This window comes from Microbacterium istanbulense (assembly GCF_037204145.1).
GTDB classification, from domain to species: domain Bacteria; phylum Actinomycetota; class Actinomycetes; order Actinomycetales; family Microbacteriaceae; genus Microbacterium; species Microbacterium istanbulense.
In genome coordinates, this window is record NZ_JBBDGN010000007.1 from 29,009 (window position 1) to 44,621 (window position 15,613).

Below are 15,613 nucleotides of genomic sequence, written 5' to 3' on the forward strand. Positions count from 1 at the left end.
CCGGCTCAGATCGAGTAGTCCGGGGCGGTCAGCAGGGCCCGGGTGTCTTCGCCGACCTGGCGGGGTCGCGCCTTCGCCGGAACCCCGACGAGCACGCTGTCGGCCGGGGCATCCTTGGTGACGACCGCATTGGCGCCCACCGCGCTGTGTGCCCCGATCGTGATCGGGCCGAGGATCTTCGCGCCGGCGCCGACAGCCACGCCGTCTTCGAGGGTGGGGTGGCGCTTGCCGCCGTCCCGCGTGCGGCCGCCCAGGGTGACGCCGTGGTACAGCATCACGTCATCACCGACCTCGGCGGTCTCACCGATCACGACACCCATGCCGTGATCGATGAAGAAGCGCCGCCCGATGACCGCACCGGGATGGATCTCGATGCCGGTGAGCCACCGCGTCACCTGTGAGCCCGCCCTGGCGACGAAGCGCAAGCGACGGTTCCACAGCGCGTGCCACACCCGGTGTGCCCAAATGGCGTGCAGACCGGGGTAGAGCAGGGCGATCTCGACACTGCTGCGCGCCGCGGGATCCCCCCGGCGCGCAGCAGCGACGTCTTCACGAAGACGGGCGACGACGCCCATCAGCCTTCGCGCAGATCCTCGAACAGGGCCGTGGAGATGTAGCGCTCCCCGGTGTCCGGCACAACCACGACGATCGTCTTGCCGGCGTTCTCCGGGCGGGCCGCCACCTGCAGTGCGGCCCACACCGCGGCGCCGGAGGACATACCAACGAGCAGTCCCTCCTTCGCGGCGAGTTCGCGGGCGACCCGGATCGCGTCGTCGAAGTCGACCGTGACGACCTCGTCGATCACGTCGCGGTCGAGAATGGCGGGAACGAAGTTCGGGCCGATGCCCTGGATCTTGTGCGGGCCGGGGCGACCCTCGGTGAGCACGGGGGAGTCCTTCGGCTCGACGGCGACGACCTGCACCTCGGGCTTGACGGCCTTCAGCGCCTGACCGGTGCCGGTGATGGTGCCGCCGGTTCCGACGCCGGCGACGAAGATGTCGACTCCGCCATCGGTGTCGCGCAGAATCTCCTGCGCGGTGGTCTCACGGTGGATCTTCGGGTTGGCCTCGTTCTCGAACTGGCGCACCCAGACGGCGCCGGGGGTCTCGGCGACAATGCGCTCGACCTCCTCGATCGCGCCCTTCATGCCCTTGGTCGGGTCGGTGAGCACGATCTCGGCACCGAAGGCCTTCAGCAGCACACGCCGCTCCTTCGACATCGATGCCGGCATGGTCAGGATCACCCGGTAGCCGCGCGCCGCGCCGACCATGGCCAGGGCGATGCCGGTGTTGCCGCTCGTGGACTCGACGATGGTTCCACCCGGCTGCAGCTGGCCGGAGGCCTCGGCTGCATCGATCATGGCGATGCCGATGCGGTCCTTCACGCTGGAGGCGGGGTTGTAGTACTCGAGCTTGGCGAGCACGGTCGCGCCGAGCCCCTCGGTGACGCGGTTGAGGCGCACGAGCGGGGTGTTGCCGAACGCGCTGGTGATGTCGGAGTGGATGCCGGGCATGGCGGGCCTTTCGCTGGGCGGAAGCTGCGGGCATCAGCCTACTTGGCACGCCTCAGGGTGCACGGAGTGTGACGGCGTCGCCGTAATCTTGAGCCATGCCCCACACCATTGCCGCGCTGCTGCGCGCCGTCGCCACGCAGCTCGCGGACGCGGGTGTGCCCGACCCGCTCGTCGACGCCGAGATGCTTGCCGGCCACGTGCTCGGCCGCACGCGCGGCGAGGTTCAGGCGGCAGTCGTCCGCGGGGATGCCGTCGACGATGCCGACGCCGCACGTCTGCAGGTGCTCGCGCAGCGCCGCGCCGCGCGGGAGCCGCTGCAGCATCTCACCGGTGTCGCCGCCTTCCGCCATCTCGAGCTCGCCGTGGGGCCGGGGGTGTTCGTTCCGCGCCCGGAGACCGAGACCGTGGTGCAGTTCGCCATCGACGCCCTGATCGCCTCGGCCGAAGGCGCCCCGGTGGCCGTCGACCTCGGCACGGGCAGCGGGGCGATCGCCATGGCGATGGCCACCGAGGTGCCCCATGCGCAGGTCTTCGCGGTGGAGCGCTCGCCCGAGGCGCATGCGTGGGCGGCCCGCAACACGGCATCCGCCGAGAACCTCACCCTTGTGCTGGGGGATCTGGCGTCGGCGTTCGACGAGCTGCGCGGCAGGGCCGCCGTCGTCATCTCGAACCCGCCCTACGTGCCTGATGACGCGATCCCGCGCGACCCGGAGGTGCGCCTGCACGACCCGGCACAGGCGCTGTATGGGGGAGCGGATGGCCTCGACGTCGTGCGGGTGATCTCCACCAGGGCTCGCGAGCTGTTGCACCCCGGCGGCCTGCTCGTGCTCGAGCACGGTGAACTGCAGGGTGCCGAGATTCGCGGCATCCTGGAGCGCGACGGCTGGCGTTCCGCCGCCACGCATCAGGACCTCACGCGGCGCGACCGGGCCACCACCGCGCTGCGCCCCTGAGTCCACTGCGTTCCCCAAGGTCGTCCCCCGTAGAATGGAAAGCGCCATGTCCTCCGTCTTCGATTGCCGCGACGAGGCTCAGATCCTCCCCGGCATGCGCCACGCCCGTCAGGCGATCGCCCGCGGCGAGCTCGTCGTGATGCCCACCGACACCGTGTACGGCCTCGCCGCCGACGCGTTCGCGCCCGCCGCCGTGCAGAAGCTGCTGGATGCGAAGGGGCGCGGTCGTGACATGCCGCCGCCCGTGCTGGTCGCCGGGCCCGAGACCCTCGCAGCCCTCGCCGAGCAGGTGCCGCAGGCCGTCCACGACCTGGTGGCGCGCTTCTGGCCCGGCGGGCTGACGATCGTGCTGCCCGCCCAGCCCTCGCTGGCGTGGGACCTCGGCGAGACGAAGGGCACCGTCGCCGTGCGGATGCCTGACAACCGCATCGCTCTTGAACTGCTCTCCGAGACGGGCCCACTGGCGGTGTCCAGCGCGAACCTCACCGGTTCTGCGGCAGCGCTCAACGCCGCCGAGGCCGAGGCCATGCTGGGGGCCAGCGTGTCGGTGTACCTCGAGAACGGCTACACCGACAACGGCGTGCCTTCGACGATCATCGACGCGACGTCCCTCGCGGACGGCTCACCGATCCCCAGCGTGCGCATTCTCCGTGAGGGTGCCATCTCGCGCGATCAGCTCGCCGAGGTGCTGGGTGAGCTGCTCGAACCCGAGACGCAGCCCGAGCCCGTCGCCGACGCGATGACCGCAGCAGCTGGCGAGGGGCCGGACGGCACCGAGTGAAGCAGTACCTGTTCACGATCATCCTCACGGCGGCAGTCACCTTCGCGCTGACGTGGGTGGTCTGGCGGCTCAGCCTGAAGTTCAAGCTGTACCCCGGCATCCGTGAACGGGATGTGCACAAGACTCCGACGCCGCGGCTCGGCGGAGTGGCGATGTTCATCGGCATCGCCACCGCGATCGTCGTCTCGGCCGCGAATCCCTTCTTCGACCGCATGTGGGTGCCGCCGCAGACGCTGTGGTCGGTGCTGGCGGCGGCGGCGCTGATCGCAGTGATCGGTGTGATCGACGATCTCTGGGATCTGGACTGGATGATCAAGCTCGCCGCGCAGTTCCTCGCAGCCGGCATCATCACCGTCGGGGGAGGACTGCAGATCCTCGCGCTGCCGTTCGGCGACATGATCCTCGTCTCCAGTTGGGTGAGCATCGCGATCACCATGTTCGCCATCGTCGTCGTGATGAACGCGGTGAACTTCATCGACGGGCTTGACGGTCTCGTCGCCGGTGTCTGCCTCATCGCCAACGGCATCTTCTTCATCTACGCCTACATGCTCACCCGCGACTCAGGCGCATCCAGCTACTTCAACCTCGCCACGTTCCTCGCCGCGGTGCTGCTCGGCGCCTGCGTCGGATTCCTGCCGCTGAACTGGAGCCCGGCGAAGCTGTTCATGGGTGATTCCGGCGCGCTGGTGCTCGGACTGCTCATGGCGACATCGGCGATCGCGCTGACCGGCTCGATGCCGGCGAACGTCTTCGATCCCGAGCAGTTCGGGCGCTCGCAGCTGCTCGCCGCGTTCATCCCGATCCTGCTGCCGCTGGTCATCGTCATGTTGCCACTGCTCGACTTCGGCATGGCTGTGTTCCGGCGCATGCGTGCCGGCAAGTCGCCCTTCTCGCCCGACCGCAAGCACCTGCACCACCGGATGCTCGATCTCGGCCACCGTGACCGCGACGCCGTGCTGATCTTCTACGCGTGGACCGCGATCATCTCGCTCAGCGTGCTGCTGATGTACATCGCGACCCGAGAGGACTGGCCGGGTGGCTACCTGGTCGGCGTCGGATTCGGCGTCATCGGCATCGCGGCGTGCCTTGCCGTCACTCTCACCCCGTCTCGCCGCCTCGCCCCGGAGGCGGACCCCACGACCTCAACCCCGACTTTGGAGCCCCGATGAGCCCGAGCCCCGTCTCCAGTACCCCGATCCTGCGCAAGACGCTGATCTGGTCATCCGTGAGCGCTGCGGTGCTCGCCGTCCTCGCCGGAGGGATCGGACTGTTCGTCGCCGGCGCCAATGGCCTGTGGAGCGGCCTGCTCGGGGTGCTTCTTGCGGTGATCTTCCTCAGCATCACCGGCGGCAGCATCCTGTTCGCGAACCGGTGGTTCGGCGACCCGCTCTACGTGCAGCTGTTCTTCGCGATCGTGCTGGGCGGCTGGCTGCTCAAGCTCGGCATCTTCGTCGTGGTGATGATCGTCCTCGCGGGACAGCCGTGGATCGTGCCGATGGTGTTCTTCCTGTCGATCGTCGCAGGCGTCGCGATGTCGTTGATCGTCGACGTGATCGTGCTCACGCAGATGCGGCTGCCGAACGTGAGCGACATCTCGCTGCCCACCGAGGTGCCCGAGGATCGAGCACCGGGGACGGATGCCGCAGATGCTCGTGACTGATTTGGTCACCGCCCGATTCTGATAGGGTAGAGACGTGCCCGCCGCTCGTTCTGCGAGCGCTTGCGCCGTTACGCACACCGACCATCGTCGCCCCGGTTCTGACCGGTGCCCCGAAGCTGGAGCCCGCGCTGTTTAATCTTGCTGCGACCCTGACCCCACGACTGGCCACTGACGGCGAGTTCCACGGCCCTTCGATCGACGAGTTCTTCCCGGAGATCCTGTTTGATTTCCTCGGGGTGGTTCCGGTCCACCGGATCCACCTGGTGCAGTTCCTCTCGGTGATCGCGGTCATCCTCATCCTCTGGATCGGCACGCGTCGCATGCGCGTCGTCCCCGGGCGCTTCCAGAGCGTCGTCGAGATGGGCCTCGGCTTCGTCCGCGGCGGCATCGCGCACGACCTGCTCGGACGCAAGGACGGCGACCGCTTCCTGCCGATCCTCACCACCATCTTCTTCATGGTGCTGTTCATGAACATCACGGGCATCATCCCGTTCCTGAACATCGCCGGTACGAGCATCGCGGCCGTCCCGCTGCTGCTCGCGATCGTCAGCTACGTGACGTTCATCTACGCCGGCATCCGCCGCCACGGCTTCCGCTTCTTCAAGAACGCGCTGCTGCCGCAGGGCGTCCCGGGCTTCGCCCTTCCGATCGTCGCGGTCATCGAGCTCGTCTCGACCTTCGTTCTGCGCCCGGTCACCCTGATGCTCCGACTCCTGATGAACATGGTCGTCGGCCACATGCTCCTGGTGCTCTGCTTCGCAGCCACCCAGTTCTTCTTCTTCACCGCAGGTGGCGGCTGGGCCGCACTCGGTGTCGGAACCCTTGCCTTCGGTGGCGCCTTCACTCTCTTCGAGATCCTGGTCGCCGTCCTGCAGGCATACGTCTTCACCGTCCTCACCGCGGTCTACATCCAGCTCGCGGTCGCAGAAGAGCACTAAGCCCCACCAGACACTGAGCGGGTCGGCTCCGGCCACCCACCCAACGAAAGGAAAAAACCCGTGGACGCAACTACGGTTCTCGCTGAAATCAACGGTCACCTCGCAGCGGTCGGCTACGGCCTCGCCGCCATCGGCCCGGCCATCGGCGTGGGCATCGTCGTCGGCAAGACGATCGAGGGTGTCGCCCGTCAGCCCGAGCTGGCTGGTCGCCTGCAGGTCCTCATGTGGATCGGTATCGCCTTCACCGAGGCGCTTGCGTTCGTCGGCATCGCCGTCGGATTCATCCCCTTCCCGTAATCCCCACCGACTTCTGAAGGAGACAGGATGCTGAACGCTCTTGTCACGAACCTCGCGGCCGAGGAAGAGGTTGTCAACAACCCGCTGATCCCCGCGTGGTACGACATCATCTGGTCGGGTGTGTGGTTCGTCGCGATCCTGCTGGTGGTGTGGAAGGTCGCCCTTCCGCGCTTCACGGCGATGCTCGATGAGCGTTCCGCTGCGATCGAGGGCAACATCGCCAAGGCAGACGAGGCTCAGAAGCAGGCCGAGGCCGCGCTCGAGGAGTACACCCGTCAGCTCGCCGAGGCTCGCACCGAGGCCGGTGAGATCCGCGAGGCCGCCCGTGAGGACGGCAAGAAGATCGTCGCCGAGGCGAAGGACACGGCATCCGCCGAGGCTGCACGCCTGACCGCCACCGCGCACACGCAGATCGAGGCAGAGCGCCAGGCCGCTCTTGTGTCGCTGCGCAGCGAGGTCGGCACGCTGGCGATCGACCTCGCCGGCGGCGTCGTCGGTGAGACCCTGACGGACGACGCACGCGCCACGGCCGTCGTCGACCGTTTCCTCGCTGACCTCGAAGCATCCGAGAAGGCGGCGCAGTAATGGGCAGCGCGACCACTCAGGCACTCGCGGCGTCGACCGACGCGCTGAACGCCGCGTCGGGCATCACCCTCGAAGGCGCGGCGGAGCTGTTCGCCGCCGCGCGTGCCGCGGGGGAGTCCGGGCAGCTGAGCGGCGCGCTGGCCGACCCTGCAGCGCCCGCCGCGGCTCGCGTCGCACTCGTCAACGCCGTCTTCGGCGGTGCGTCGGCACCCGTGAAGACGGTGCTGACTGCGGTCGTGGGCGAGCGCTGGTCGAACCCGTCCGAGCTCGTCGACGGCATCGAGGAGCTCGCCATCCGAGCCGCCGCGATCGCATCGCCGAGCGACGACGTCGCGGGCGAACTGTTCTCGTTCTCCCGCGTGGTGGCCGCCAACCCGGAGCTCGAGCTCGCGCTCGGCAGCCGACTGGGCGATGCCGACGCCAAGGGCGCGCTGGTCGAGAAGGTGCTCGGTTCGGGCGCCGCGCCGGCCACCGTGCTCATCGCCTCCTCGCTGGTGCGTCAGCCCCGTGAGCGTCGCGTCCGCCAGCTGCTGAACCGGGCGATCAAGCTCGTCACGGCTCAGGGCGGTCGTACCGTCGCCACGGTGCACTCCGCGAGCCCGCTCAGCGCAGCACAGCAGATCCGTCTGCGTGACGCGCTCTCCCGTCGATACGGCGGTGAGGTGTCTCTGAACACCGTCATCGACCCGACCGTCGTGGGTGGTCTGCGTGTGCAGATCGCAGACGACGTGATCGACGGCAGCATCTCCGCCCGCCTCGCAGACCTTCGCCAGAAGCTCGCGAGCTGACAACGACTTGGCGCGGGGAACCGCGCGGACTCTCATATACAAAGGGAAGACAATGGCAGAACTATCGATCAGCCCCGACGTCATCCGTGACGCGCTGAAGGACTTCGCCTCCGCATACGAGCCCTCCGGGGCAGCGGCGACCGAGGTCGGCACGGTCATCGACGCAGCCGACGGCATCGCACACGTCGAGGGCCTGCCCGGCGTCATGGCGAACGAGCTCGTCACCTTCGCCGACGGCACCAAGGGCCTGGCCCTGAACCTCGACGAGCACGAGATCGGCGTCGTCGTCCTCGGCGACTTCACCGGCATCGAGGCCGGCCAGGAAGTCACCCGTACCGGCGAGGTCCTCTCGGTTCCGGTCGGCGACGGCTACCTCGGCCGCGTGGTCGACCCGCTCGGCAACCCGATCGACGGCCTCGGCGAGGTCACCCCGATCGACGGCGTCCGCGAGCTCGAACTGCAGGCGCCCGGCGTCATGCAGCGTAAGAGCGTGCACGAGCCGCTGCAGACCGGCATCAAGGCGATCGACGCCATGATCCCCGTCGGCCGCGGTCAGCGCCAGCTGATCATCGGTGACCGCCAGACCGGCAAGACGGCGATCGCGATCGACACGATCATCAACCAGAAGGCCAACTGGGACTCGGGCGACGTCAACAAGCAGGTTCGCTGCATCTACGTCGCCATCGGTCAGAAGGGCTCCACGATCGCTTCCGTCAAGGGCGCGCTCGAGGACGCCGGCGCGATGGAGTACACGACCATCGTCGCTGCTCCCGCATCCGACCCCGCCGGCTTCAAGTACCTCGCCCCCTACACCGGCTCGGCCATCGGCCAGCACTGGATGTACGGCGGCAAGCACGTGCTGATCATCTTCGATGACCTCTCGAAGCAGGCCGAGGCCTACCGTGCCGTGTCGCTGCTGCTGCGCCGCCCGCCGGGCCGCGAGGCATACCCCGGTGACGTCTTCTACCTGCACTCGCGTCTGCTCGAGCGTTGCGCCAAGCTGTCCGACGAGCTCGGTGCCGGCTCGATGACCGGTCTGCCGATCATCGAGACCAAGGCCAACGACGTCTCGGCGTACATCCCGACCAACGTGATCTCGATCACCGACGGCCAGATCTTCCTGCAGTCCGACCTCTTCAACGCCAACCAGCGTCCGGCGGTCGACGTGGGTATCTCGGTCTCGCGAGTCGGCGGTGACGCGCAGGTCAAGTCCATCAAGAAGGTCTCCGGTACGTTGAAGCTGGAACTGGCGCAGTACCGTTCGCTGGAGGCCTTCGCGATGTTCGCATCCGACCTCGACGCCGCGTCGCGTCGTCAGCTGGCCCGTGGTGCACGTCTGACCGAGCTGCTCAAGCAGCCGCAGTACTCGCCGTACCCGGTGGAGGAGCAGGTCGTCTCGATCTGGGCCGGCACCAACGGCAAGCTCGACACCATCGAGGTGGACGACGTGCTGCGCTTCGAGCGCGAGCTGCTCGACCACCTGCGTCGCAACACGAACGTGCTCACCACCCTGCGTGAGACCAACGTGCTCGACGACGACACGGTCGCAGAGCTCGAGAAGCAGACGGACGCTTTCGTCCTGGAGTTCCAGGCCGGCAAGGGTCACGGCATCGCCGCTCCCGGTCACGAGGAGCACGAGGCCGCGGACGCCGACGACGTGAACCAGGAGAAGATCGTCAAGGGCCGCCGCGGCTGATCGCCGGGGCACACTGAATCATGGGCGCTCAACTCCGGGTCTACAAGCAGAAGATCTCTTCTGCTCAGACGACCAAGAAGATCACGAAGGCGATGGAACTCATCGCGGCTTCGCGCATTCAGAAGGCGATGGCACGCGTCAAGGCGTCCACCCCCTTCGCGCGGGCCGTGACGCGCGCCGTCGCCGCCGTCGCCACGCACTCGAACGTCGACCACCCGCTCACGCGTGAGCCTGAGACGATCCGCCGCTCTGCGGTTGTGATCTTCTCGTCCGACCGCGGCCTGGCGGGTGCGTTCAACTCGCAGATCCTCCGTGAGGGTCTCGAGTTGGCCGAGCTGCTGCGTGCGCAGGGCAAGGAACCGGTGTTCTACCTGATCGGTCGCAAGGCCGTGGGCTACTTCCAGTTCCGTCGCATCGCGGCGGCAGCGGAGTGGACCGGTGACACCGACACCCCGTCGTTCCACACCGCCGAAGAGATCGCCCAGTCGCTGCTGGACGCCTTCTCGCGCGGTGGGGAGCAGAACGGCGTGGACGAGATCCACCTCGTGTACAACCGCTTCGTCAGCATGATGACGCAGTCGCCGGAGACCCTGCGCCTGCTCCCGCTGGAGATCGCGGAGTCCGACGAGACCGACGCGGGCAGCCAGGTCTACCCGCTGTACGAGTTCGAGCCGGATGCCGAGACCGTTCTGGACGCGATCCTGCCGGTGTACATCCAGAGCCGCGTCTTCAACGCGCTTCTGCAGTCGTCGGCCGCCAAGCAGGCCGCGACCCAGAAGGCGATGAAGTCGGCCAGCGACAACGCCGACAAGCTCATCACGGACTACACCCGTCTGCGCAACAACGCGCGTCAGGCGGAGATCACGCAGCAGATCGCCGAGATCGTCGGCGGCGCCGACGCTCTGGCGTCGAGCAAGTAAGCCTCGAAGAGAGAGACGAAGAAATGACCCCCACCGCTACGGCTGAGACTCAGGCGACCGCGGTCGTCGGGCGCGTCGCACGCGTCAACGGTCCGGTTGTCGACATCGAGTTCCCGCACGACTCGATCCCCGACATCTACAACGCCCTGAAGACCACGATCACGATCGGCTCCGAGTCGACCGAGATCACCCTCGAGGTCGCACAGCACCTCGGCGACGACCTCGTTCGCGCCATCGCCCTCAAGCCCACGGACGGCATCGTCCGCGGCCAGGAGGTGCGTGACACCGGCGCTCCCATCTCGGTGCCCGTCGGTGACGTCACCAAGGGCAAGGTCTTCAACGTGATCGGCGAGGTCCTCAACGCCGAGCCCGGCGAGCAGATCGAGGTCACCGAGCGTTGGCCGATCCACCGCAAGGCGCCGAACTTCGACCAGCTCGAGTCCAAGACCCAGCTGTTCGAGACCGGCATCAAGTCGATCGACCTCCTCACCCCCTACGTGCAGGGTGGAAAGATCGGTCTGTTCGGTGGTGCCGGTGTCGGCAAGACCGTCCTCATCCAGGAGATGATCCAGCGCGTCGCGCAGGACCACGGTGGTGTGTCGGTGTTCGCCGGTGTCGGTGAGCGCACCCGTGAGGGTAACGACCTCATCCACGAGATGGAAGAGGCCGGCGTCTTCGACAAGACCGCCCTTGTGTTCGGCCAGATGGACGAGCCGCCGGGAACGCGTCTGCGCGTCGCCCTGTCGGCCCTGACGATGGCGGAGTACTTCCGTGACGTGCAGAAGCAGGACGTGCTGCTCTTCATCGACAACATCTTCCGCTTCACGCAGGCCGGCTCCGAGGTCTCCACGCTGCTGGGCCGCATGCCCTCCGCCGTGGGTTACCAGCCGAACCTCGCCGACGAGATGGGCCTCCTGCAGGAGCGCATCACCTCGACGCGCGGTCACTCGATCACCTCGCTGCAGGCGATCTACGTGCCGGCCGATGACTACACCGACCCGGCTCCGGCGACCACCTTCGCCCACCTCGACGCCACCACCGAGCTGTCGCGTGAGATCGCGTCGAAGGGTCTGTACCCGGCCATCGACCCGCTGACCTCGACGTCGCGCATCATGGACCCCCGCTACCTGGGCGAGGACCACTACCGCGTCGCCACCACGGTCAAGCAGATCCTGCAGAAGAACAAGGAGCTCCAGGAGATCATCGCGATCCTCGGTGTCGACGAGCTCTCCGAAGAGGACAAGATCGTCGTCGCCCGCGCGCGCCGCATCCAGCAGTTCCTCTCGCAGAACACCTACATGGCTAAGAAGTTCACGGGTGTCGAGGGCTCCACGGTTCCCCTCAAGGAGACCATCGAGTCGTTCGACGCGATCGCCCGCGGTGACTTCGACCACGTGGCCGAGCAGGCCTTCTTCAACGTCGGTGGCATCTCCGACGTCGAGGAGAAGTGGGCGCAGATCCAGAAGGAGAACGCCTGATCATGGCGCTCAACGTCAGCCTCGTCTCCGCGGAGGCGGAGATCTGGAGCGGCCAGGCGAGCCTCGTCGTCGCGAAGACCGTCGAAGGCGAGATCGGCATCATGGCCGGTCACGAGCCGGTGCTCGCGATCCTCGCCCAGGGCGAGGTGCGCATCACCGGTGTCGATGGCGGCAAGGTGCTGGCGAACGCTCAGGACGGCTTCCTCTCCATGGAGGGCGACACCGTGACGATCGTGGCCGGCCAGGCCGCGCTCATCGCCTGATCTGCACGACCTGAACAAGCGCAAGGCTCCCCGGGCATCCGGTGGAGCCTTGCGCTTCTTCGTGCCCACGACCACTGGATGTGACCATGAAGATTCTGCTTCCTCCCTCCGAGACCAAGCGTCAGGGCGGCTCGGCCGCGGTGCTCGATCTGGACTCGCTCGCTCTCCCCGCCCTCGGCTCCGCGCGCGCGCAGGTCGTGGAGGCGCTCGTCGCGCTCTCGGACGATCCGGATGCCGCTGCGCGTGTGTTGGGCCTCAGCGCGAGGCAACTCGGAGACGTCGAGGTGAACCGGCAGTTGCGCACAGCGCCGACCATGGCCGCGGTGGATCGCTACACGGGTGTGCTCTACGACGCGCTGGATGCGGCGACGCTGGATGCGGCTGCGCGGCGCTGGCTGGGCGCGCACGTGTTGATCCACTCCGCACCGTTCGGTCCGGTCGGTGCACTTGATCGCATCCCCAGCTACCGTCTCGCGGCGGGGACGGCCCTGCCCGGGGTGCCGCCGCTGCGGCGCCATTGGGCGTCGGTGACCAGTGCGGCGCTGAGCGGAGAGTCGTGCATCCTCGACCTGCGCAGCGAGGCCTATGTGGCGCTGGGACCCGTGCCCACGTCGGTGTCTTCCGCATACGTGCGCGTGGTGACGGATGCCGGACGCGCACTGAACCACTTCAACAAGAAGGCCAAGGGTGCTCTCGTGCGCACCCTCGCTGCCGAGCGGCCCCGTGTGCGCACGATCGACGGGCTGCTCCGGTGGGCGGGCGAGCGCGGCGTGCCGTTGCGGCCGACCGACGATCCCTCGGTGCTGGAGCTCATCGGCGAGGGATAGTCGCTGACATGGGGATTTCTCCCCGGTCGTGCGATTGAAGTCGCCTGAGCGCCACCGCTACGATGGCGCATGCGAGGCTTTGTGCCGCGCTGGGGGGCGAGAGTCGTTCCTCTTTCCAACGAATGTGGGTTCTCCATGAGTTACGACGACGGGTCCGGGTACGCGGCCTTCTTCGCCGTCTACTTCTTCCTCATCTTCCTGATCGGTATCGCCGGGTACGTGATCGGCTCGCTGTTCATGATGAAGGTCTTCGAAAAGGCCGGCGTGCAGGGCAAGTGGCGGGCCTGGGTGCCCGTGTACAACACGATGGTGTTCTTCAAGCTCGGTGACCTGAGCCCGTGGCTGGTGCTCTACGGCCTCGGCGGCGCGATCCTGTTGTCGTGGATCGGCATCGGCGCCCTCTTCTCGGTGGCACTCGCCGTGCTGAGCGTCCTGGCCGCATGGCGGATCGGTCTGAAGCTGCAGAAGGAGTCCGTCTGGGTCGTCCTCTACATCTTCCTGTCGCTCGTCTGGCTGGGTATCGTCGCCTTCGACAAGTCCCGCTGGAACTCGAACATCGCGCCGGCCTCCTGGGCGGGAAACAGCTTCCTCGCCGACCGCACGGTCTGGGAAGGCATCCCCGCGCAGACCACGACGCTCCCGGCCCCGCCGCAGCCCGGCTACGGTGCCCCGCAGGGCTACGCCGCGCCTCCGCAGGGTTACGCTCCGCCGCAGCCCGGTTACGCTCCGCCGCAGCCTGGTGCTCCGGTGCCGCCCGCGACGAGCACGCCTCCGGCCACGCCGCCGACGCCTCCGGCCACGCCGCCGACGCCTCCGGCGCCGCCGACCGCACCTCCCGCGGCTCCGCCGGCACCTCCCGCGGCACCGCCCGCACCGCCGGCTGACCCCAACCAGCCTCCGGCCTGACACCGCACGAAGGGTCCCCGATCTCGGTCGGGGGCCCTTCGTCGTGCCGGGGCACGCCCCGTGTTGGATACGGTGGAGGTATGGTCACCTCGCAGCGCCGTGTCGGCGCGTCTGGGCTCGTCGTCTCCGCCACCGGTCTCGGATGCAACAATTTCGGTCGAGCGGGAACCGTCACCGCAACGCCAGCCGGCACTCGGGCGGTGATCGACGCCGCTCTGGCGAGCGGGGTGTTTTTCTTCGACACGGCCGACATGTACGGTGCAGAGCCCGGCCTGAGCGAGACGCTCATGGGTGAGGCACTCGCGGGCCGCCGCGACCGGGTGGTGCTGGCGACCAAGTTCGGGCATGAGCGCGACATGGGGTACGACTTTCCCGGTGGCCGAGGGTCGCGCCGCTACGTCCGGTACGCCGTCGAGCAGTCGCTGCGCCGCCTGCAGACCGACTGGATCGACCTGTACCAGCTGCATCTGCCGGATCCTCAGACCCCGATCGCCGAAACGATCGATGCGCTCGACGAACTCGTCGACGAGGGCAAGATCCGCTACTACGGTCACTCGAACTTCGACGGCTGGCAGATCGCCGAGGCGGAGTTCACCGCCCGCGCCCGGTCGACGGGGCGCTTCGTCTCGGCGCAGAACCACTATTCGCTGCTCGCCCGTGCGACCGAGCGTGAGGTGCTGCCGGCCGTGGAGCGCTACCAGCTGGGCTTCTTCCCCTTCTTCCCCTTGAAGAACGGTCTGCTCACGGGCAAGTTCACCCGCGACGGCGGACCGGCAGGCAGCCGCATCATGCAGACGCGGCAGCACATCTGGGCAAGATGCGCCCTGGGATGCCCTCGAGGCGTACCAGGAGTTCTGCGATGCCCGGGGCATCAGCATGCTGGAGGCGACATTCGGGTGGTTGCTCGCGCAGCCGGGAGTGTCGAGTGTGATCGCCGGCGCAACGACACCCGAGCAGGTCGAGGCGAACGCCGCGGCTGCGGATGCCTGGGCGCCGAGCAGCGAGGATCTCGCCGCGATCGATGCGCTGTTCCCCCTCGTGGACGACCCCGCGGCGCAGATGTGACGGCGGTTTCCACTACGATTGCTTGGTATCCCGCGGCAGCGATGACCGCCGCCCCTCTATCGGAGAGCAGCCGTGCCTGAGACGACGACGCAGACGCACCGCGTGAGCGATGAGCTGGGGCTCGCCTGGGCCGGTGCCACGGATCGTGGCCGCCGCCGAGAGAACAATCAGGACGCGTTCCTGGCCAGCTTTCCGCTGTTCGTCGTCGCCGACGGGATGGGCGGACATGCCGGCGGCGAGATCGCCAGCCAGAGCACGGTCGATCGCTTGCGGGCCGTCGTCGACACGGGCGCGGTCAGCACCACGGCGATCGAGGAGGCGTTGGGGCAGGCCGTCGCCGACATCCACGACCACCCCGAGACCACCGATGAGGGGACCGGCACCACGCTGACCGGCGCCTTCATCGACAATGAGGATGGCACCGTCCGCTGGGTCGTGCTGAACATCGGCGACTCGCGGGTGTATCTCGCGCGTGACGACCGCCTCGTGCAGGTCACCGTCGACCACTCGGTCGTGCAGGAGCTCATCGCCTCGGGCAAGATCAGCCCCGAAGAAGCCGACGGCCACCCGTACAGTAATGTGATCACCCGCGCCGTCGGCGCGAGCGAGCTCATCCCACCGGACTACGTCGCCGTCGATCTGCAGGGCGGTGATCGGCTGGTCATCTGTTCCGACGGTCTGACCAAGGAGCTCACCGACTACGGCATCCTGCACTTCCTGCGGGAGAACAACGACCCGGCAGCCGCGGTCGACGCCATGATGGAGGCTGCGCTCGAGAACGGTGGACGCGACAACGTGACGTTGATCGTCGTGCGCGTGGATGCCGTCGACGACGCCGACACGCGTGCGCTGCCGACGGTCGCCGAGGCCGGCGAATCATCCTCCACAGACGGCGACACCGCCGAATAGTCCTCCCGGGCTGTGGACAGCCCGCATCTGCGTC

Annotated in this window: 17 protein-coding genes and 1 pseudogene; 16 read left to right on the forward strand and 2 right to left on the reverse strand. The window is 67.8% G+C overall.

Translation table 11 applies throughout. The annotated features are described in order from the left end of the window. Positions 1-5: 5 nt before the first annotated feature. Positions 6-575 carry a serine O-acetyltransferase EpsC gene (epsC, locus tag WDU93_RS08535; RefSeq protein WP_337319537.1) on the reverse strand — a complete coding sequence of 190 codons (570 nt, stop codon included), beginning with the start codon at positions 573-575 and terminating at the stop codon, positions 6-8. Then, positions 575-1,513 (reverse strand): cysteine synthase A, encoded by a 939-nt coding sequence (gene cysK, locus WDU93_RS08540; protein WP_337319539.1) that lies wholly within the window; start codon positions 1,511-1,513, stop codon positions 575-577. The genes epsC and cysK overlap by 1 nt, the downstream gene beginning before the upstream one ends. A gap of 95 nt (positions 1,514-1,608) precedes the next feature. On the opposite strand from cysK, the gene prmC reads away from it, so the two are divergent. From prmC to WDU93_RS08620, 16 genes and pseudogenes are all read left to right on the forward strand, one after another. Continuing rightward, on the forward strand, positions 1,609-2,466 hold the full coding sequence (gene prmC, locus WDU93_RS08545) for a peptide chain release factor N(5)-glutamine methyltransferase (RefSeq protein ID WP_337319541.1): 858 nt from the start codon (positions 1,609-1,611) through the stop codon (positions 2,464-2,466). A 46-nt stretch (positions 2,467-2,512) separates the two neighbouring features. Next, positions 2,513-3,247, forward strand: coding sequence for an L-threonylcarbamoyladenylate synthase (locus WDU93_RS08550; protein WP_337319543.1), 735 nt, complete (start codon positions 2,513-2,515; stop codon positions 3,245-3,247). Continuing rightward, positions 3,244-4,416 carry an MraY family glycosyltransferase gene (locus WDU93_RS08555; protein WP_337319545.1) on the forward strand — a complete coding sequence of 391 codons (1,173 nt, stop codon included), beginning with the start codon at positions 3,244-3,246 and terminating at the stop codon, positions 4,414-4,416. Before WDU93_RS08550 ends, WDU93_RS08555 begins: the two co-directional genes overlap by 4 nt. Further along, positions 4,413-4,907 carry a Cg1360 family ATP-synthase-associated protein gene (locus WDU93_RS08560; protein ID WP_337319547.1) on the forward strand — a complete coding sequence of 165 codons (495 nt, stop codon included), beginning with the start codon at positions 4,413-4,415 and terminating at the stop codon, positions 4,905-4,907. Before WDU93_RS08555 ends, WDU93_RS08560 begins: the two co-directional genes overlap by 4 nt. Positions 4,908-5,056: 149 nt before the next feature. Next, positions 5,057-5,845 (forward strand): F0F1 ATP synthase subunit A, encoded by a 789-nt coding sequence (gene atpB / locus WDU93_RS08565; protein ID WP_420064056.1) that lies wholly within the window; start codon positions 5,057-5,059, stop codon positions 5,843-5,845. Positions 5,846-5,905: 60 nt separating this feature from the next. Continuing rightward, positions 5,906-6,142, forward strand: coding sequence for an ATP synthase F0 subunit C (atpE, locus tag WDU93_RS08570; protein WP_025103147.1), 237 nt, complete (start codon positions 5,906-5,908; stop codon positions 6,140-6,142). Between the two features lie 27 nt (positions 6,143-6,169). Beyond that, positions 6,170-6,727: a F0F1 ATP synthase subunit B gene (locus WDU93_RS08575; protein WP_337319558.1), complete on the forward strand. Its 558-nt coding sequence runs from the start codon at positions 6,170-6,172 to the stop codon at positions 6,725-6,727. Then, entirely contained in the window at positions 6,727-7,515 is a 789-nt protein-coding gene (locus tag WDU93_RS08580; protein ID WP_337319560.1) for a F0F1 ATP synthase subunit delta, read from the forward strand. The genes WDU93_RS08575 and WDU93_RS08580 overlap by 1 nt, the downstream gene beginning before the upstream one ends. 52 nt (positions 7,516-7,567) lie before the next feature. Beyond that, positions 7,568-9,211, forward strand: a complete 1,644-nt coding sequence (gene atpA, locus WDU93_RS08585; RefSeq protein ID WP_337319563.1) for a F0F1 ATP synthase subunit alpha — start codon at positions 7,568-7,570, stop codon at positions 9,209-9,211. Between the two features lie 20 nt (positions 9,212-9,231). Beyond that, positions 9,232-10,131 carry a F0F1 ATP synthase subunit gamma gene (locus tag WDU93_RS08590; RefSeq protein WP_337319565.1) on the forward strand — a complete coding sequence of 300 codons (900 nt, stop codon included), beginning with the start codon at positions 9,232-9,234 and terminating at the stop codon, positions 10,129-10,131. A 23-nt stretch (positions 10,132-10,154) separates the two neighbouring features. Beyond that, positions 10,155-11,609 carry a F0F1 ATP synthase subunit beta gene (gene atpD, locus WDU93_RS08595; protein ID WP_337319567.1) on the forward strand — a complete coding sequence of 485 codons (1,455 nt, stop codon included), beginning with the start codon at positions 10,155-10,157 and terminating at the stop codon, positions 11,607-11,609. A gap of 2 nt (positions 11,610-11,611) precedes the next feature. Then, positions 11,612-11,872 carry a F0F1 ATP synthase subunit epsilon gene (locus WDU93_RS08600; RefSeq protein WP_337319569.1) on the forward strand — a complete coding sequence of 87 codons (261 nt, stop codon included), beginning with the start codon at positions 11,612-11,614 and terminating at the stop codon, positions 11,870-11,872. An 86-nt stretch (positions 11,873-11,958) separates the two neighbouring features. After that, entirely contained in the window at positions 11,959-12,699 is a 741-nt protein-coding gene (locus WDU93_RS08605; protein ID WP_337319571.1) for a YaaA family protein, read from the forward strand. Positions 12,700-12,834: 135 nt separating this feature from the next. Continuing rightward, positions 12,835-13,605, forward strand: coding sequence for a large exoprotein (locus WDU93_RS08610; RefSeq protein ID WP_337319573.1), 771 nt, complete (start codon positions 12,835-12,837; stop codon positions 13,603-13,605). A gap of 80 nt (positions 13,606-13,685) precedes the next feature. Further along, positions 13,686-14,670, forward strand: a pseudogene (locus tag WDU93_RS08615) (aldo/keto reductase). Positions 14,671-14,742: 72 nt separating this feature from the next. Next, positions 14,743-15,579, forward strand: a complete 837-nt coding sequence (locus tag WDU93_RS08620; RefSeq protein ID WP_337319575.1) for a PP2C family protein-serine/threonine phosphatase — start codon at positions 14,743-14,745, stop codon at positions 15,577-15,579. The last annotated feature ends 34 nt before the right edge of the window (positions 15,580-15,613 follow it).